Genomic DNA, 16,924 nt, shown 5'->3' with positions numbered 1-16,924 from the left:
GTCGGGCGCGAGGAGTCAGTGCAGCGTTAGCGTGGGACACGAGGGCCTCCTGTTTGGCGAAGTGAACCTTCAGCAGTTCCACTCCACCGCGGGAGGCCCTCCCACGTCATCCCCTCAGATCGAGGAGTCGCACTCCCTCAACCAACCTGCCAGGTCAGTACACCTAGGCCCGAAGTCCCAGACTTCGGCGCAGCAACGAGGGCGCTGTGACCCGAGGTCTGGGACTCCGGGGCTCAAGTGTGGGTCTTGGGCCGAAGTCCCAGACTTCGGGGTATGGCGCCTGCTGCCACCGGGTGGGAGCCTGAGCCATGCCCGGTACGGCGCACGGTCCGGTCGCGGCCTCGAGCTTCCTGGTCGAGGTCGGCGGGTTGGCCAGCGCCTTCTTCTCCCGGGTCGAGCTGCCGGAGGCGGCGGTGACCGAGGTGACCCACCGTTCGGGTGGGGGCCTCACCCCTGCGGCCCACCTGGAGCCGGGCACGTCGCACTACTCCCACCTCGTGCTCAGCCGCAGCCTCACGGCCGACCTCGAGCTGTGGAACTGGTGGAAGCAGGCCCGCGACGGCGACGTCGGCATGCACCGCGAGGTCGTCGTACGGCTGCTCGACGGTGCCGGCGAACCGGTCATGGCATGGCGGTTCCGGGGTGCGTTCCCGGCCGTCCACCGCCTGAGCCCGCTCGACACCACGACCCGCGCGCCGGTCATGGAGACCGTGGAGCTGGCGTTCGACACGATGGACGCAGAGAGCTGACCGCACGCGGCCCGAGCCGCCATACCCGAACCGGACCTGCCACCCCCAACCTCACCGCCAGCGCGGCTCAGCACAGGGTGCTACCCAGGACACACGGTGCTGCCTACCTCGTCGGCAGCAACCCCTGCTAGCAGAGGTTGCTGCCGAGGACGAGGGGCAAGGAGGCGCGGCGGGCAGGCTCAGCCGCGGGCGAAGCGCAGGGTCACCACCTGGAAGGGGCGCAGCGCCAGGCGCACCCCGCCCTCGACCGGCTCGAAACCGGCGGTCTCGAGCGGGCGCTCCAGCAGGTCGACCGCCACGACGCCGTCGAACTCGAACCCGGCGCTCACGATCGCCGAGGACCGGGCCCCCAGCGACTCGTAGAGCCGGACCACGACGTCACCCGAGCCGTCGTCAGCCAGCTTGACGGCCTCCACGACCACCCCGCCGCCGTCCACGGACACCAGCGGCTCGACGACCTCCCCGGAACCACGGACGACCCGCAGCGGCAGGTTGACGCGGTACCCCTCACGGATGGCGTCGGCGATCCCGGCGCCGGGCACGACGGCGTACCGCAGACGGTGCACGCCGAGGTCGGCGACGGGATCGGGGCTCTGGGGCGCGCGCAGCAGCGACAAACGCACCTGCGTCGTGGTGCCGCCGCCCTCCCGGTCGCGACGGCTGACGTCGTGGCCGTAGGTCGAGTCGTTGACCACGGCGGCGCCGTACCCGGGCTCGCCGACGTGGACCCAGCGGTGGGCGCAGATCTCGAACTTCGCTGCGTCCCAGGAGGTGTTGGTGTGAGTCGGCCGGTGGACGTGCCCGAACTGCACCTCCGAGGTCGAGCGCTCGGTGGTGACGTCGAGGTCGAACCCGGCCTTGAGGATCTTCTCCCGCTCGCGCCAGTCGACCTCGGTGCCGACGTCGACCCTGGCCTCGCCGGAGGTCAGGGTGAGCAGCTGGGTCACCGTCGATTCCCCGAACCGGCGCACCACCCGTACCCCGTCCTCGACCGGCTCGACCGACTCGGCGTCGGTGAGGTCGGTCCAGGTGCGGCGGTAGTAGGCGTCGACGTCCCAGGCGTCGAAGTCGACGGGGGTGTCGGGGTGCAGCTGGAGGAGGTTGCCCGCCGACCCGGGGGCGAGCGCCTCGCGCCCGGACGCCATGTCGACGACGGAGGTGAGCAGGCCGTGGTCGTCGACCCGGGCGGTGACCAGCCCGTTGGACAGCACCCACCCGTCGCCGTCGGCCTCGACCGTCACGGGATCGGTGGTGTCACCGGTGGACGACCGCGGCCCGGCGCCGAGGGCGGGCACCCCGGCGCGCGGGTCGGGGCTCGCGTTGAACACGACCTCGGCCTCACCATCGCCGGCGAGGGCGGCCTGGGCGGCGTCGATGATCGCCGTGAGCTCCTGCGCGACGGCCTCGTAGGCGGCGACCGCCTCACGGTGCACCCAGCCGATCGAGGAGCCCGGCAGGATGTCGTGGAACTGCTGCAGCAGCACCACCTTCCAGATCCGGTCCAGCTCCTCGACGGGGTACGGCGCCCCCGTGCGGACCGTGGCGGTGCTCGCCCAGAGCTCGGCCTCGCGAAGCAGGTGCTCACTCCGGCGGTTGCCCTGCTTGGTCTTCGCCTGCGAGGTGTAGGTGCCGCGGTGCATCTCGAGGTAGAGCTCACCGACCCAGACAGGGGCACCGGGGTACTCCGCCTCCGCCTTCTGGAAGAACGCGTCGGGGCGCTCCACCTCGATGCGCGCCGAGCCGTCGAGGTCGCGCAGCCGCTTGGCCCGCGCGAGCATCTCGCGGGTGGGGCCGCCCCCGCCATCACCCCAGCCGAACGGCAGCAGCGAGCGCGTCGCGTCGCCCTTGTCGGAGAAGTTGCGGGAGGCGTGGGCGACCTCGGCCCCGGAGACCTCGGAGCCGTAGGTGTCCGCTGGCGGGAAGTGGGTGAAGACGCGCGTTCCGTCCAGGCCCTCCCAGCGGAACGAGTGGTGCGGGAAGCGGTTGGTGGTGTTCCACGAGATCTTCTGGGTGAGGAACCACTGAGACCCCGAGAGCGCGATGAGCTGCGGCAGGGCCGCGGTGTAGCCGAACGAGTCCGGCAGCCACACCTCCCGGGTCTCGATGCCGAGCTCGTCGAGGAAGAAGCGCTTGCCGTGGTTGAGCTGGCGGGCGAGCGCTTCACCCCCGGGCATGTTGGTGTCGGACTCCACCCACATGCCGCCGACGGGCACGAACCGCCCCTCGCGGACGCGCTCGACGACCCCGGTCCAGACCTCCGGGCGGTGGTCGCGCAGCCAGGCGAACTGCTGGGCCGAGGACATCGCGTAGACGAGGTCCGGGTCGTCCTCCATCAGCGCGAGGACGTTGGAACAGGTGCGGGCCACCTTGCGCACGGTCTCCCGCACCGGCCACAGCCACGCCGAGTCGATGTGGGCGTGGCCGACAGCGGAGATGCGGTGGGCGCTAGCCCGGGCCGGCTCGGACAGCACCCCTTCGAGCTCGCCTCGCGCGGCCGACGCGGTGCCCGCGATGTCGGCCGTGTCGAGCCGGTCGAGCGCCCGGTCGACGGCCCGGAGCAGCTGCCACTGACGAGGGTCGTGCGCGTCGAGCTCGAACGCCAGCTGGCCGAGGACCTCGAGGTCCTGTTGCAGCTCCCACACCTCCTGCTCGAAGACGGCGAGCTCGGCCCGCACCACGCGGTACATCGGCTCGCGCCCTGCCGTCTCGGGGTCGCCCAGCGGCGACGGGCGGAAGTCGAACCCGCCACCTCCGAGCAGCAGCGGGTTGGACGCCGACTCCACGAACAGGTCGACGGCCTCACCCGCCCCGGCGTCGCTGACGCGCACCCACTGGTTGCGCGGGTTGAGCCCCTTCACCGGCGTGCCGTCGGCGCGGTAGACGAGGCCCTCCACGTGGAAACCGGTGCGCAACGGGTCGAACCCGAGGTCCAGCCGCAGGTCCACGGGCCGGCCCGCGTGCTCGACGGGCACCTCCCCACGCACGCGCCACCACGTGGTGCCCCACGGCGGCCCCCACGGCTCCCCCACCCGCGCGGGCGCGTACGGCGCGGCCAGCCCCTCCGCGACCGGCACCGGCTCGCCCGGGGCGTCCCACCGCCCGAGGTCCACCGGTACGGGGTGGGACCAGACGGCGTCCTCGATCCGCTGGAGGGTGCGGCGCAGCCGGCCTTCGATGAGGCGGCGGTCGTCGTGCATGGGGGGCTCCTTCTCGTGGGGGCGAGTGGTTGCGGCAGGTATGGCGTGGGGCAGGTGGGTCAGGCCGCGATGGCCACGACGGTTCGGTCGGTGCGTTCGAGGAGGTGGGCCCCGTCGTGCCCCCCGAAGGTGGCACGGTCGCCGTGCACCGGCGACCGGCGTCCGCCGGGGCAGACGAGCATCGCGCCGTCGGCCTCGAGGGCGACCAGCTCGTCGCCCACGCGCAGCAGCACCGGGGCGTCCGGGCCTGCGGAGACCGCAGTGCGCCCGGCGAGCATGCCGCCGAGCACGTCACCGTCGGCGCAGGCCACCCAGGTCGTCGGGCGGCCGAGCTCGACCCACGGCTCGGGTCGATGGAAGTCGCTGCCGCCCAATGGGATCGGACACCCGGCCGCAACCCACCACGCGAGCGGCCCACCGTCGGCGAGGTCGGTCCACGAGGAGTGCCAGACCTCTGACGCCGGGGTGGGCTGCGATCCGGGAACGCTCGGGTGGCGCCAGGCGCAGTCGCCCGACACGGGGTGGTTCACCGAGAGCAGCCCACCCCGTGCCTGCACGTCGGCGGCCCAGGTCCCCCCTGGTTGGCGGAAGTCGACCCAGCCGATGTCGCCGAACGCGTTGGCGTGTCCGTCGGCCGTCGTCACCTCCTGACCGGGCAGCAGGTCGATGCCGTAGTGGGCGCCCGCCTCCGCGAGGTGTGGGTGGTGGCTGGTGGTGTTGTGGTCGGTGACCCAGAGGAAGTCGAGCCCGCGTCCGGCGGCCAGGGCCGCCAGCTCGTCGATGCTGAGGGAGCCGTCGGAGTGGACGGTGTGCGCGTGGCAGTCACCAGCGAGCCAGCGCAGCCCCTCCACAGCAGGCAGGTCGCGGCGCGGCCGGCGCTCCGGCACCGGTGGCCGGGGGACGTCGACGGCCTCCGGCGCCACCGTGGCCGTGGTGTCGACGGTGACCTGGTAGGCCAGCCCGCCCTCCGGTATGCGGTGCAGCCCCAGGACGACCTCCCACCGCCCCGGCGGGAGACCCCGGTCGAGGTAGCCAGGGGTCGCGCCCTCCCGTCCGAGGGCGATGACGCTGCGCGCCCCACCGGACCACCCGCGCCAGCCCAGCGGGTCGACGAGGCCGAGGTCGAGGACGCCGGCCGAGCCGTGCGACCGGTCGAAGTCGAGGGTCACGCGCAGCCCCGCGCACGACGAGGGCACGTCGAACGGCAGCTGGTGCCAGACGGACTCGGCCCGGTGGGCCGGCGTCCAGGTCCCGGCGAAGACCGTCACGACCCGACCAGCTCGCCGTCCCCGTCTGCGCGGTAGAGCAGGGCCCGTCCGGGCGCCGGGGTGACCGCCAGGGCATCGCCGAGGTCCGGCTCGTCAGCCTCGGGGATGACCGCCCGCAGCGACTGCTCCCCGGCGCAGAGCGTCACGAGCACGTGCACGCCGAGGTTCTCGACGGCACTCACGGTGCCGACGACCGAGCCCTCGGGCACGCCGCCGTCCGCGGTCGCGCCCTCCGCCGTCACGTACTCGGGGCGCACGCCGTACACGACCTTGTCGCCCTCGGCGACGGCGAACCCGTCGGGGACGGGCAGCGTGAAGCCGCCGAGGTCGAGCCGCCCGTCGACGACCTGGGCGTCGAGGAGGTTCATGGGGGTCGCGCCGATGAAGTTGGCGACGAAGGTGTTGGCCGGCCGCTGGAAGACCTCGCGGGGTGTCCCGACCTGGCGGATGCGACCGGACTCCATCACCGCCATCCGGTCGGCCATGGCGAGCGCCTCGGCCTGGTCGTGGGTGACGAACACCGTGGTGACGCCGAGCGACTTCTGCAGCTGCTTGAGGAAGGTGCGGGCCTCCAGCCGCAGTCGCGCGTCGAGGTTGGACAGGGGCTCGTCGAAGAGGAAGACCTGGGGGTGGCAGGCGATCGCGCGGGCCAGGGCGACCCGCTGCTGCTGGCCACCGGAGAGCTGGGCCGGGCGCCGCTCCATCAGCGCGCCGAGGCTTAGACCTTGCGCGGTCTCGAGGGCCCGCGCGGCGCGCTCGTCCTTGCCGACCTTCTGGATGCGCAGCGGGTAGGCGACGTTGTCCGTCACCGTCATGTGCGGGAAGAGGGCGTAGTCCTGGAAGACCATCGCCACGTCCCGGTCACCGGGCTCGAGCCGGGTCACGTCGCGGTCGCCGATCGCCACCGTCCCCTCGGTCGCCGCCTCGAGCCCGGCGAGGGTGCGCAGCAGGGTGGTCTTGCCGCAGCCGGACGGGCCGAGCAGCGCGAAGAACTCGCCGTCGCCGATCTCGACGTCGACGCCGTCGACGCCACGGACGCCGCCGGGGTACTCCTTGACCAGCCCGGCCAGGGTCACAGATGCCATCAGCCCTTGATTCCTCCTTGGAAGGCGAACCCGTAGCGGCGGTTCACGACGAGGTAGAGCACGACGACCGGCACGGAGTAGACGAGCGCGAACGTCGAGATGAGTGCGAAGTTCGGCTGGCCGCCGGCGTCGTAGAACGTGTACATCACCACTGCCGCAGGCTGTTTCGCCGGGTCGGACAGCAGGACGTAGGGGACGAGGAAGTTGCCCCAGACCTGCACCAGGGCCCAGACGCCGACCGTGGCCATGCCGGGCCGGATGACCGGGAGCACGATGTGGCGCAGGATCTGGCTCGGGCTCGCACCGAACACGCGGGCGGACTCCTCGTACGACCGCGGGATCGAGTCGACGAAGTCCTTGAGCATGAACACCGCTGCCGGGAGCAGACCGCCGGACAGGACCAGGACGACTCCCACCTGACGGTCGATGAGCCCGATCTGGAACAGCATCAGGAAGATCGGCACCATCGCCGCCGTCCCGGTGACGATGGAGCTGAGCAGCAGCAGCGCGTAGAGCAGCTGGTCGCGGCCGGGGATGCGGACCCGGCTCAGGGCGTAGGCCGCCAGCGCCGCCAACGCGATCACCAGGACCGACGACCCGATCGCCAGCACGAGCGAGTTGCGGATCGACGGCCAGGTCTGGGGGTTGTCGAACAGCTTGGCCATGTTGTCGAGCGTGAAACCTGACAGCGTGGCCCGGTACGACGGCGCCGGGGAGAAGGGCGTGAGCACGAGCCACAGCAGCGGCAGCGCGAAGAACACGACGAGGACGCACACCCCGGCATACACGAGCGAGCGCGTGGCGACCGTCCTGGCAGGGGCCAGCGTCCGCGCTGAGGACCGGACCGGCGCGGCGGAGGCGGCGGCGCTCATGCCGTGGCCTCGTCGTGGCTGCGGGTGCGCAGCAGCCGGATGTAGGCCACCGCGATGACGAGGTTGGCCACGAGCAGCAGCAGCGAGATCGCCGACCCGTAGCCGAGGTGGCCGCCGATGATGGCCTCCTTGTAGATGTAGACGGGCAGGATCTCGGACTGGTTGTCCGGGCCGCCACCGGTCAGCAGGTAGGGCGAGAAGTCGTTGAACGTCCACAGCGTGATGAGCAGCGTGTTGGTCAGGACGTGGCGCTTCACCGTGGGCAGGACGACGTCGCGCAGCTGCTGCCACGGCCGCGCGCCCGCCATCCGCGCCACCTCGAGGTGGGAACGCGGAACGGTGTTGATGGCTGCGGCGTAGAGCAGCATCGAGAAGGCCGTGCCGCGCCAGATGTTGAACACGATGATGACGGCCATGGGGTGGTCGATGGCCCAGGCGTAGTCGGTCGTCCCGAGGATGGCGTTGAGCGTGCCGTCGCGGCGGTCGAGCAGCGCCTGCCACAGGAACGCCACGACCGATCCGGGAAGGATCCACGCGAGCAGCACCAGCACGTTGAGGACGTTGCGGACGACCGCGTGCGTGGTGCGGAAGAACCACGCCAGCAGGAAGCCCAGCACGTTCTGGCCGACCACCGCCGAGAACCCGACGTAGAGCAGCGTGAGGTAGAGCGAGCGGGTGAAAGCCGGGTCGCCGAGCGCCGTGACGTAGTTGCCGAGGCCGACGAAGGTGGGTGCCTTCGCCGCGGACCCGGTGAGGCTGTAGTCGAGCAGGCCGAGGTAGATCGTCCACACCGCGGGGAAGACGAGGAACACCCCGACGAGGACGAGGGCGGGCGCGACGAACACCATCGCCCGACCGCGGCCGAGCCCGACGACGTCACCGTCGGGCGCCGCCGGTCCCGGCCGGGCCGGGACCGGCGCAGCCGCGACCGGCGCGACCGGCGCGACCTCAGCCTCCGGAGACGTGCTCGGCACCGACGGCCTTCTGCAGGGATGCCTGGTACGCCTTGGCGGCCTCGTCCGGGCTGGTGCCGGTGACGACCTTGCCCGTCGCCTCCTGGATCGCCAGCGACACCTCGTTGTACTTCTCGTCCGAGGGCCGGTAGGTCGTGATCGGCAGCACCTCCTTGGAGATGAAGCTCAGCAGCGGGTCGTTCGTCAGGGTCGCGTCGTTGACGTCGGCACGGGCGGAGATGCGGATCTGCGCCTTCGACAGTGCGGTCTGCATGTCCTTGGAGGCCATGAACGCCATGAGCTCCCACGCCTGCTGCGGGTACTTCGTCTTCGGGCTGAGAAGCCAGCCCGAACCTCCGGAGACGCTGACGAAGTCCTGACCGTTGACGCCCTTGCCCGGGGTCATGGCCGGGATCTTGGCCCAGCCGACGACGTCGTTGCGGTTGGCCATCGAGGTCGTCCCGCAGTCCTTCTTGGACGGGCAGATCACCGAACGCCAGAAGTAGTCGCCCTCGGCGAGGATGCCGATCTTGCCCTTGCTGAAGTCGGCGAACGACTGGTCGCGCCCGGCCTTGTCCTGCTGGACGCGCTTGTCGCCGAGGCCGCTGCCGTAGACCTGCTGGTAGAACTTCAGCACGTCCTTGACGCCCTCGGTCGCGCCCTGCCACTTGGCTTCGGAGTCGTTGTAGAGCGGCTGGCCGGTGCCGGCGAGCAGCGGCAGGAAGCCCTGCGCGCTGGTCGCCTCGCCCATGGGGACGCCCGCGTTGATCTGGATCGGGTTGACCCCGGGGAGCTTCTTGAGTGCCTGGCCCGCCGAGATGATGTCGGCCCACGACTTCGGCTGCCAGTCGGCCGGCAGCCCGGCCTTCGAGAACAGCGACTTGTTGAAGTACAGGACACGTCCGTCGGTGCCGTTGGGGATGCCGTACAGCTGGTCCTTGAAGGCGAGGTTCTGCTGCACCGCCTTGGAGATCTGCTGCCAGCCGTCCCAGCTCTTCGCCGGGGCGCCCACCACGTCGTCGAGCGGCTTGACGTAGCCGGCGCTCGCCAGCTCGCCGAGCCAGATGCCGTCCGCGGCGAAGACGTCGGCGCCGCTGCCGGTCTTGAGGTTGAGCTCGAGCTTGGTCTTGTACTGCTCGTCCTCCACGCCGGAGCCGTTGAAGGTGACCTTGGCGGTGACGCCCTTGGCCTTCTGCGCGGCGACGAAGCCGGGGATGACCGAGTCGGTGATCCAGGCTGCCTCGGCGGCGTTCTTGCCGCCCGCCACGTCGTTGGCGCTGATCACGAGGGTGACGTCCTTGGCACTCGCGTTGGCGCTCGGGTTGGCTTTGGCGCCCGAGTCCTTGGCACCGACGCAGCCGGTCAGGACGAGGGAGACGGCGGTGCCGCTGGTGAGCAGCACCGCCCGGCGGGAGAGACGCATCGATGGACCTCCGGGGGGATGGTGCCGGTGTCGCCCACCCCATGGCCCTGGGGGTGACCTCCACCGACGGCAGGTCCGCGTTGACCTGCACCAGCACCCTTCCACACCGGGGCAAAAGGGTCCACGGTGACAATCTCGCCCTTTGTCAGGGCAGCGCCCGCCGTACCCGGCAGCGGGCGGTCAGGACGACGGCTGCACCAGGGTGCGCAGGGTGGCGTCCGCCTCGGAGGTGACGGGGTCGTCGAGGTCGCCGACGAACACGGCGTACGCGGTGCGCGCGGGGTTGGACTCGAGCCCGGCGAGCACCTCGCGCCAGGCGGCGAGGTTGGGGTGGGACAGCGAGGTGCACGCCTCGGCGGGCTCCAGCGTGTGCACCGCTTGGGAGAGCTGCTGTGCCGACATCTGGTAGGTCTCGCTGCCGTGGGCATGTCCCACGACGGCGGCCAGGATGACGCACGGAAGTCCGTGCGTCCCGCCGGGCGGGTTCACGTGCGGGAACTCGAACTCCGGTGAGCTCGACGCAGGACTGATGCCCACGGCGTACGCGACGGGGCTGCGCCAGCCGTCGATCGTCGCGGCGAGCGCGGCCTTGATCGCGGCGAGTCCCTCGGGGGTGCTCCAGTCAGCCGTCATCGCCCCATCCTGACAGCCGAGGGGAACGCGTCGCGGTACGAGCGCAGGTCCACCGCACCGTTGGACACCGACGTGGCCGCGAGCACGGCGTGCCCGACAGCCCGGGTGACGCAGTCACCGGCGGCCACCATCAGGGCGTGCAGCCCCGGCAGGTCGGGTGGGGGTCGCTCCCCGGTCGCGAGGGTGAAGAGGGTGTCGCCGTCGAGCAGCGTGTGGACCGGGTGCAGCGCCCGGGCGAGCCCGTCGTGGCCCAGCCCGGCCACCTTCTGGCACTGCGCCTTGGTCAGGGTGGCATCAGTGGCGACGACGCCGATGGTGGTGGCCGTCCCGGGCCGGATGGGGCGCTCCGCGTGCGCCGCCGCGGCCCGGTCCCGGGCGGCGTCCAGCTCGGCGCGGTCGGGCGCCCGGAGCCGGGCGAACTCGTCGCCCAGGCCGTGGCGGGCGGCGAGGAGCTCGCCCGACCGCGGGTCCACGGCGTCGCCGATCGCGTTGACCACGACGAGCGCCGCCACGGTCGTGCCGTCGTCGAGGACGGCGCTGGCCGACCCCACGCCGCCCTTGAGACCACCCGCCTTGGCGCCCGTCCCGGCACCGACACAGCCCTGCTCCACCGCCCCGGCGTGGGCGCCGTCGACGGCCGCGGCGCCGTCCTCGGCTGTGGGGGCGTGGTCGAACACCCCGCCGCGCCCGAGGTCGAACAGGACGGCGGCCGGGACGATCGGCACCACCTCACCCGGCTCGCCCATCGGCCAGCCACGTCCGGCGACAAACAGCCGCCGCAGGACGCCGTCGGCCGCCGCGAGGCCCAACGCGCTTCCGCCGGTCAGCACGACCGCGTCCACCCGGTCGACGAGGTTGCGGGGGTCGAGCAGGTCGGTCTCCCGGGTGCCGGGTGCGCCGCCCCGCACGTCCACACCGGCGACCGCGCCCCCGTCGGGTGCCAGGACGACGGTGGTCCCGGTGAGCCAGCCCGGCTCGGTACGCGTCGCGTGCCCCACCCGCAGCCCGGGCACGTCGGTCAGGGTGTTGGTCGGGCCCGGGCGCACGGAGTCAGTCCTGCGAGGCGTCGACGACGCAGAACCGGTTGCCGTCGGGGTCCTGCAGGACGACGTAGTCGATCGGCTCGTCGGGGTAGGGCCAGTCCTCGACCCGGTCGGCGCCGAGCCCGGCCAGGCGCTCGACCTCAGCCGCCTGGTCCGCGGCGTAGAGGTCGAGGTGGACGTGCGGGACCGGGTCGGGCCGGGTGTCACCGAGGTTGAGGGAGAGGTTGGGGCCACTGCCGTCGCGGGGCTGGAGGATGACCCAGTCGGGCTCGGGCTCGTAGCGGGGCTCGTAGCCGAGGGCCGCCGCCCAGAACGCCGTGGCCCGGGGCACGTCGGCAACGTTGAGGACGATGGAGCCGATCCGCAGCCCGACGCTCACCGGAGCTCCAGGTGGTAGGCAGCCTCGTGCGGCCGGAGCCCCACGCGCTCGACCATCGGCCGCGTGTGGGTCCCCGCCGCCATCCGGACCTCGCCGAGGCCCTCGACCCGGGCCCACCCGACGGCGGCGCGCAGCAGGTGCTCCCCCACGCCGATGCCGCGGTGGGTGGGCCGCACGAAGAACGTGTCGACCGCCAGCACCCCGCCGCCGTCGCGGCGACCGGGCCACGGGAGGTCGGGCAGCAGGGTGGCCTGGAGGTAGCCGGCGTGCTGGTCGCCGACCTCGGCGATCCACGTCGGGCGGGTGCGCAGCTGGGCGGACCACGACCGCGCGTAGCGGTCGAGGAAGCCGGGTTCGGTGGCGCCGCCGCGGTGCAGGGCGCACTGCAGGGTCAGGCCGGCGACGACGAGGGCGTCGTCAGGACCTGCGGGACGGGTGCGCACGTCGGTCACGGCGGCAGTCAAGCACGCTGAGGGCGTGACGCGCTCGTGCACCGGGCCGGTCTGTGGCCCCGCAGGACTCGAGGAGCCTCCGGCGCCCCGCCCGCGGACACAGCAACGCCCGTCCAGTCGATTCTGGACGGGCGCTCCTGTGCTTGGGGGGCTACAGCTGGATGCCGAGCCGGCGTGCGCTGCGGGCGCGCTGGCGCGAGGCGCGCAGCCGGCGGAGCCGCTTGATGAGCATGGGGTCGGCCTCGAGAGCGGCCGGGGAGTCGATGAGGGCGTTGAGCACCTGGTAGTAGCGGGTGGCGCTCATCTCGAAGAGCTCGCGGATGGCCTGTTCCTTGGCCCCGGCGTACTTCCACCACTGCCGCTCGAAGGCGATGATCTCGCGGTCGCGCTCGCTCAGCGAGACTGAGGCGCTGACGTGATCCTGCTCGTGTGCGGCGTTCACTCTCGACCCTTCGTGGTGGTGCGTGCGAGGCCAACTATACGGACCGAATCACACGCTTGTCATTCCACTCCGGAGGTTTCGCAGAACGGTTCGTGACCCCTTGGTCCCACCGGTCACAGCAGCCTCAGGACGTGCGCAGCGCCCCAGTCTCGGCCCGCTGGTGGCCGGCACCGCGCACCCGCAGGGCTGCTCGCCCGGAACGGCTCAGGGGCGCCGCCACCAGGGCCAGCCCGACCGCGCCGTACAGCGGGTGGAACCACGACAGGGCGGGCAGGTAGACGAGCTCGAGGGCGATCCACACGACCTGCCCCGCACCCACCACCACGGCGGCCAGCCACGACCAGTGCTCACCGGTCCGGCGCTCCACCCAGCCGAGCCGCGGCCAGCGCGGGCGCCGCGCCATCCCCCAGGCGACCACGAGCGAGCCCAGCCCGAAGCCCAGGCCGAGGACCAGACCGGGCACCACCCAGCTCGAGACGAGGGGTATGCCGTCGAGCCACTCGCGGGGCGGCCGCACCTGCTCGCCGCCCCACGCGGTCGCCATGACGAAGCCGCCGGCGGCCGCGGTCACGCCCAGGAACACCAGCAGGCTGATCGTCAGCCGCACCGAGAACGGCCGGGACTGCTTCGTGGGCGTCGTGGTCGCCATGGGACACCTCCGTCACGCCCACCCTGCTGCGCACGGGGGTCTCGCGGCAGGGCCCTACGTCACCCTCGGCAGGCCGTTCAGGCCATGGTGTCGAGGATGGCGACGATGTCGTCCTCGGAGGTGCGCGGGTTGACGATGGCGAACCGCGTCAGCGTCTCCCCCTCGTGCGAGGTGGGCACCACGAACGCGAACTCCTCGGCCAGCAGCCGGTCCGACCACTCCTGGTAGTCAGCGGCGGTCCACCCGATCCGCCGGAACACCACGACCGACAGGTCCGGCTCGCGGACGACCTCGAGGTGGTCGCGCCGGGCGATCTCGGCGGCGGCGAACCGCGTGACCTCCAGCGTGCGCTCGACCGCCTCGGTGTAGGCATCGGTCCCGTGGGTGGCGAGGCTGAACCAGAACGGCAGCCCGCGGGCCCGCCGGGTCAGCCCGACGGAGTAGTCGGTGGGGTTCCAGTCGGGGGCCGCGGTGAGGACGTCGAGGTACGACGCGTGCTGGGTGTGCGCGGCGCGGGCCAGCGCGGGCTCGCGGTAGAGCAGGGCGCAGCAGTCGAATGGCGCGAACAGCCACTTGTGCGGGTCGACGATGAAGGAGTCGGCGTGCTCGATGCCCTCGTAGAGGTGGCGCACCGAGGGCGCGGCGAGACCCGCACCGCCGTACGCGCCGTCGACGTGGAACCAGATGCCGAACTCGCGACACACCGCGGCGACGGACTCGAGGTCGTCGACGATGCCGAAGTTGGTGGTGCCCGAGGTCGCGACGACGGCGAAGAACGTCTCCGGTCCGTGCTCGAGGAGCACCTCCCGCAGCTCGGGGCCGGTCAGTCGACCGCTGTCGTCGACCTGCACGCCGACGAACTCGGCGTCCATGACGTCGCAGGCCGACTGGATCGAGGAGTGCGCGCCGTGCGTGGCAGCGACCCGCCAGGGCCGAGCCCCCTCCCCCCGTCGGCCCGCCTGGGTCGCCTCCATGCGGGCTGTGTGGCGCGCAGCGACGAGCGCCGAGAGGTTGCCGATGGTGCCGCCCGGGACGAAGACGCCTCCGGCCTCCGGCGGCATGCCCACGAGGTCGGCGATCCAGCGCAGCGCCTGGTTCTCGGCGAAGACGGCCCCGGCACCCTCGAGCCACGAGCCGCCGTAGATCGACGACGCCCCCACGACGAGGTCGAACATGGCGGACGCCTCGGTCGGGGCGCACGGGATGAAGGACAGGTAGCGCGGGTGGTCGGTCGAGATGCAGGCCGGGGCGAGGTCCTCCTCGAACAGCTTGAGCGCCGCGAGGCCGCCGATGCCCTCGGGGGTGATCGTCAGGCCCGCCGAGACGTCGAGCTCGGCGAGCGTCCGGGGGCCGTCGAGGGGGACCGGGTCGAGCTTCAGCCGGTCGGCGGAGTAGGCGAGGATCGCGTCGCCGAGGGTCTCGAGCTGCTGGTCGCTGTAGCCGTGCACGCGGCGAAGTCTAGGCCCGCGCCACCGCGAACAGCTCCGCCCTCAGGGCCGCCACGTCGTCCACCGTGGCCACCGGTCCCGCGGCCTCCAGCGCGGCACGCAGGCCGGCTCCCCACGTCACGGCCAGCGCGCCCATACCCGCCGCCAGTGCGGCCTGGACGTCCACCGTCGCGTCGCCCACGTAGACGCAGTCCTGCGGGGCGGCGCCGAGCCGCGCCGCGGCGTGCAGGAGCGGGGCCGGGTGTGGCTTGTGGTGCGGCGTGGCCTCCTGCCCTGCCAGCACGTCGATGCGCTCGGCGAGGCCGACGGCCCGCAGCCCCAGCTCCACGGTCTCCGCCTTCTTCGACGACACGACCCCTGTCCGCGCGCCGGCGGCGTGCAGCTCGTCGAGGAGGGCCGGCACACCGTCGACGGTGCGGATGAGGGCGTCGTGGTTGGCGAGGTTCCAGCTGCGGTAGACGTCGGTGAGCTCCTGCCCGCGCCCCGGGTACCGCTCCTCCAGCACCGGCTGCAGCGGTCGGCCGATCCACGACCGCACCTCGTGCTCCGGCGCCTCCTCACCCAGCACCGCGGTGAGCGTGTGGCGGTAGGAGGCGACGATGAGGGGGATGGTGTCGGCCAGGGTGCCGTCGAAGTCGAAGAGCACCACGGGCCAGCGCAGGGAGGTCACCGGGCCAGCGTAGGCAGCCTCGACGCCCGCCCGCAGCGCGGGTGACCGGCCCCCTGCGCGCTCGCTCGTGCACTCGGGGATACGTTTCTGGGTATGCCGCCCGCCGCCCTCGCCGAGCTCGTGCACCCGTCGTGGGCGAGCGCGCTCGAGCCCGTGTCAGGGACGGTCGCGGCGATGGGCGAGTTCCTGCGCGCCGAGACCGCGGCCGGCCGCGGCTACCTCCCGGCAGGCGGCCACGTGCTGAGGGCGTTCGAGCAGCCACTGGACGCCGTGCGCGTCCTCATCGTCGGCCAGGACCCCTACCCGACCCCGGGCCACGCGGTCGGCCTGTCGTTCTCGGTGGCGCCCGACGTGCAGCCGGTCCCGCGGAGCCTGGCCAACATCTACACCGAGCTGCAGGCCGACCTCGGCGTCGAGCGGCCCACCACCGGCGACCTCTCCCCCTGGGCGGACCGCGGCGTCCTGCTGCTCAACCGCGTGCTCACCGTCCGCCCCGGCGCCCCCGCCAGCCACCGGGGCAAGGGCTGGGAGACCGTGACCGCCCAGGCCATCTCGGCGCTCGTGGCAGGTGGCGGCCCCCTGGTCGCGGTCCTCTGGGGCCGGGACGCCCGCAACCTCGCACCCCACCTCGGTGACGTCCCTCGCGTCGAGAGCGCCCACCCCTCACCCCTGTCCGCCCACTCGGGGTTCTTCGGCTCCCGCCCGTTCAGCCGGGCGAACGAGCTGCTCGCCCAGCAGGGGGCCGACCCCGTCGACTGGAGCCTGCCGTGACCGAGCTGCCCGAGAACGACCTGCCGGAGAACGAGACCCACCTGCCCGAGAGCGGCGGCAAGGTGTGGCACCGCTACGTCGCGATCGGCGACTCCTTCACCGAGGGGATGTCGGACGCCGACCCGACGCGTGCGAACGGCTACATCGGCTGGGCCGACCGCCTGGCGGGCCACCTCGCCACCATCGCCCACGAGGCCGGTGGCGACCTCTCCTACGCCAACCTCGCCGTACGGGGCCGGCTGCTCGCCGACGTCATCGGCCCGCAGCTCGACGCCGCGCTCGCCCTGGGGCCGGACCTCGTCTCCATGGTCGGCGGGGGCAACGACATCCTGCGGCCGAAGGCCGACCTCGACGCCATCGCTGCGCGCCTGGAGGCCGCGGTCGTGCGCCTGCGCGCGGCAGGCGCCGACGTCCTGTTGGCGACCCCGACCGACCCCGAGGGCGCCCCCCTGCTGCGCCACCTGCGCGGTCGGCACGCGATCCACTCCGCCAACATCTTCAGCATCGCCCAGCAGCACGGCTGCTACGTCATCAACCAGTGGGGCATGGACGCCCTCAAGGACTTCCGGCTGTGGTCCGAGGACCGCATCCACATGACGAGCGAGGGACACCGTCGCGTCGCGCTCAACGCCCTGTCCGCGCTCGGACACCCCACCGACCGCGCCGACTGGAGCACCCCGCTGCCGCCGCTGCCACCGGTGGGCCGCCGGGAGGCGACCGCGGCCAACGCCGCCTGGGCGCGGACCCACCTCGCCCCGTGGGTGCAGCGACGCCTGCGCGGGGAGTCCTCCGGCGACACGGTCACCGCCAAGCGCCCGGAGCTCATCCCGGTGGAGCCGGCCGCGCGCCGTCCCTGATCCCTGCACCCTGGTGTGCGGGCCGGACTCGGG

17 protein-coding genes are annotated in these 16,924 nt (G+C 72.6%); 3 read left to right on the top strand and 14 right to left on the bottom strand.

Features of this window, described 5'->3' with window-relative positions; genetic code table 11:
- The first annotated feature begins 308 nt into the window (after nt 1–308).
- Nucleotides 309–749, top strand: a complete 441-nt coding sequence (locus AB4Z02_RS09010) for a phage tail protein (RefSeq protein WP_441970422.1) — start codon at nt 309–311, stop codon at nt 747–749.
- A gap of 179 nt (nt 750–928) precedes the next feature.
- Here the strand turns inward: AB4Z02_RS09010 and AB4Z02_RS09005 are convergent, their stop codons facing one another.
- The 14 genes from AB4Z02_RS09005 to AB4Z02_RS08940 all read right to left on the bottom strand — a co-directional run bounded on the left by AB4Z02_RS09005 (nt 929) and on the right by AB4Z02_RS08940 (nt 15,263).
- Complete coding sequence (locus tag AB4Z02_RS09005) at nt 929–3,946, bottom strand: alpha-mannosidase (RefSeq protein ID WP_441970421.1); 3,018 nt, start codon at nt 3,944–3,946, stop codon at nt 929–931.
- 59 nt (nt 3,947–4,005) lie between these two features.
- Nucleotides 4,006–5,214, bottom strand: a complete 1,209-nt coding sequence (locus tag AB4Z02_RS09000) for a CehA/McbA family metallohydrolase (protein WP_441970420.1) — start codon at nt 5,212–5,214, stop codon at nt 4,006–4,008.
- Nucleotides 5,211–6,299: an ABC transporter ATP-binding protein gene (locus tag AB4Z02_RS08995; RefSeq protein ID WP_441970419.1), complete on the bottom strand. Its 1,089-nt coding sequence runs from the start codon at nt 6,297–6,299 to the stop codon at nt 5,211–5,213. The genes AB4Z02_RS09000 and AB4Z02_RS08995 overlap by 4 nt, the downstream gene beginning before the upstream one ends.
- Nucleotides 6,299–7,171 carry a carbohydrate ABC transporter permease gene (locus tag AB4Z02_RS08990; RefSeq protein WP_082589887.1) on the bottom strand — a complete coding sequence of 291 codons (873 nt, stop codon included), beginning with the start codon at nt 7,169–7,171 and terminating at the stop codon, nt 6,299–6,301. The genes AB4Z02_RS08995 and AB4Z02_RS08990 overlap by 1 nt, the downstream gene beginning before the upstream one ends.
- Nucleotides 7,168–8,145 carry a carbohydrate ABC transporter permease gene (locus AB4Z02_RS08985; RefSeq protein WP_441970418.1) on the bottom strand — a complete coding sequence of 326 codons (978 nt, stop codon included), beginning with the start codon at nt 8,143–8,145 and terminating at the stop codon, nt 7,168–7,170. Before AB4Z02_RS08985 ends, AB4Z02_RS08990 begins: the two co-directional genes overlap by 4 nt.
- Nucleotides 8,120–9,547 carry an extracellular solute-binding protein gene (locus AB4Z02_RS08980; protein WP_056881995.1) on the bottom strand — a complete coding sequence of 476 codons (1,428 nt, stop codon included), beginning with the start codon at nt 9,545–9,547 and terminating at the stop codon, nt 8,120–8,122. Before AB4Z02_RS08980 ends, AB4Z02_RS08985 begins: the two co-directional genes overlap by 26 nt.
- Nucleotides 9,548–9,727: 180 nt before the next feature.
- The gene (locus tag AB4Z02_RS08975) at nt 9,728–10,180 is read right to left on the bottom strand and encodes a hypothetical protein (protein WP_441970417.1); all 453 of its coding nucleotides are present in this window, start codon (nt 10,178–10,180) and stop codon (nt 9,728–9,730) included.
- Nucleotides 10,177–11,226, bottom strand: a complete 1,050-nt coding sequence (locus AB4Z02_RS08970) for a P1 family peptidase (protein ID WP_441970416.1) — start codon at nt 11,224–11,226, stop codon at nt 10,177–10,179. The genes AB4Z02_RS08975 and AB4Z02_RS08970 overlap by 4 nt, the downstream gene beginning before the upstream one ends.
- A 4-nt stretch (nt 11,227–11,230) precedes the next feature.
- Nucleotides 11,231–11,602, bottom strand: coding sequence for a VOC family protein (locus tag AB4Z02_RS08965; RefSeq protein WP_235531285.1), 372 nt, complete (start codon nt 11,600–11,602; stop codon nt 11,231–11,233).
- Entirely contained in the window at nt 11,599–12,054 is a 456-nt protein-coding gene (locus tag AB4Z02_RS08960; protein ID WP_056881998.1) for a GNAT family N-acetyltransferase, read from the bottom strand. The genes AB4Z02_RS08965 and AB4Z02_RS08960 overlap by 4 nt, the downstream gene beginning before the upstream one ends.
- 151 nt (nt 12,055–12,205) lie before the next feature.
- On the bottom strand, nt 12,206–12,496 hold the full coding sequence (locus AB4Z02_RS08955) for a DUF3263 domain-containing protein (protein ID WP_441970415.1): 291 nt from the start codon (nt 12,494–12,496) through the stop codon (nt 12,206–12,208).
- Between the two features lie 124 nt (nt 12,497–12,620).
- Nucleotides 12,621–13,145, bottom strand: coding sequence for a hypothetical protein (locus AB4Z02_RS08950; protein ID WP_441970414.1), 525 nt, complete (start codon nt 13,143–13,145; stop codon nt 12,621–12,623).
- Nucleotides 13,146–13,222: 77 nt separating this feature from the next.
- A complete protein-coding gene (locus AB4Z02_RS08945; protein WP_056882001.1) occupies nt 13,223–14,593 on the bottom strand; it encodes a pyridoxal phosphate-dependent decarboxylase family protein in 1,371 nt (456 codons plus the stop codon).
- Between the two features lie 10 nt (nt 14,594–14,603).
- Nucleotides 14,604–15,263: an HAD family hydrolase gene (locus AB4Z02_RS08940; protein ID WP_441970413.1), complete on the bottom strand. Its 660-nt coding sequence runs from the start codon at nt 15,261–15,263 to the stop codon at nt 14,604–14,606.
- A gap of 93 nt (nt 15,264–15,356) precedes the next feature.
- On the opposite strand from AB4Z02_RS08940, the gene AB4Z02_RS08935 reads away from it, so the two are divergent.
- Together AB4Z02_RS08935 and AB4Z02_RS08930 are read left to right on the top strand one after the other, a co-directional pair.
- Entirely contained in the window at nt 15,357–16,034 is a 678-nt protein-coding gene (locus tag AB4Z02_RS08935) for a uracil-DNA glycosylase (RefSeq protein ID WP_441970412.1), read from the top strand.
- 5 nt (nt 16,035–16,039) lie between these two features.
- Complete coding sequence (locus AB4Z02_RS08930; RefSeq protein ID WP_441970427.1) at nt 16,040–16,891, top strand: SGNH/GDSL hydrolase family protein; 852 nt, start codon at nt 16,040–16,042, stop codon at nt 16,889–16,891.
- Nucleotides 16,892–16,924: the final 33 nt, after the last annotated feature.

This window comes from Pedococcus sp. 2YAF34 (assembly GCF_052114585.1).
In the GTDB taxonomy this organism is placed as follows: Bacteria; Actinomycetota; Actinomycetes; order Actinomycetales; family Dermatophilaceae; genus Pedococcus.
This window is presented reverse-complemented; position numbering and strand designations above follow the sequence as displayed.

Coding starts and splice junctions, on each gene's coding strand:
- AB4Z02_RS09010 (WP_441970422.1), top strand. CDS start 309: ATGCCCGGTACGGCGCACGGTCCGGTCGCGGCCTCGAGCTTCCTGGTC.
- AB4Z02_RS09005 (WP_441970421.1), bottom strand. CDS start 3,946: ATGCACGACGACCGCCGCCTCATCGAAGGCCGGCTGCGCCGCACCCTC.
- AB4Z02_RS08995 (WP_441970419.1), bottom strand. CDS start 6,299: ATGGCATCTGTGACCCTGGCCGGGCTGGTCAAGGAGTACCCCGGCGGC.
- AB4Z02_RS08990 (WP_082589887.1), bottom strand. CDS start 7,171: ATGAGCGCCGCCGCCTCCGCCGCGCCGGTCCGGTCCTCAGCGCGGACG.
- AB4Z02_RS08980 (WP_056881995.1), bottom strand. CDS start 9,547: ATGCGTCTCTCCCGCCGGGCGGTGCTGCTCACCAGCGGCACCGCCGTC.
- AB4Z02_RS08975 (WP_441970417.1), bottom strand. CDS start 10,180: ATGACGGCTGACTGGAGCACCCCCGAGGGACTCGCCGCGATCAAGGCC.
- AB4Z02_RS08950 (WP_441970414.1), bottom strand. CDS start 13,145: ATGGCGACCACGACGCCCACGAAGCAGTCCCGGCCGTTCTCGGTGCGG.
- AB4Z02_RS08935 (WP_441970412.1), top strand. CDS start 15,357: ATGCCGCCCGCCGCCCTCGCCGAGCTCGTGCACCCGTCGTGGGCGAGC.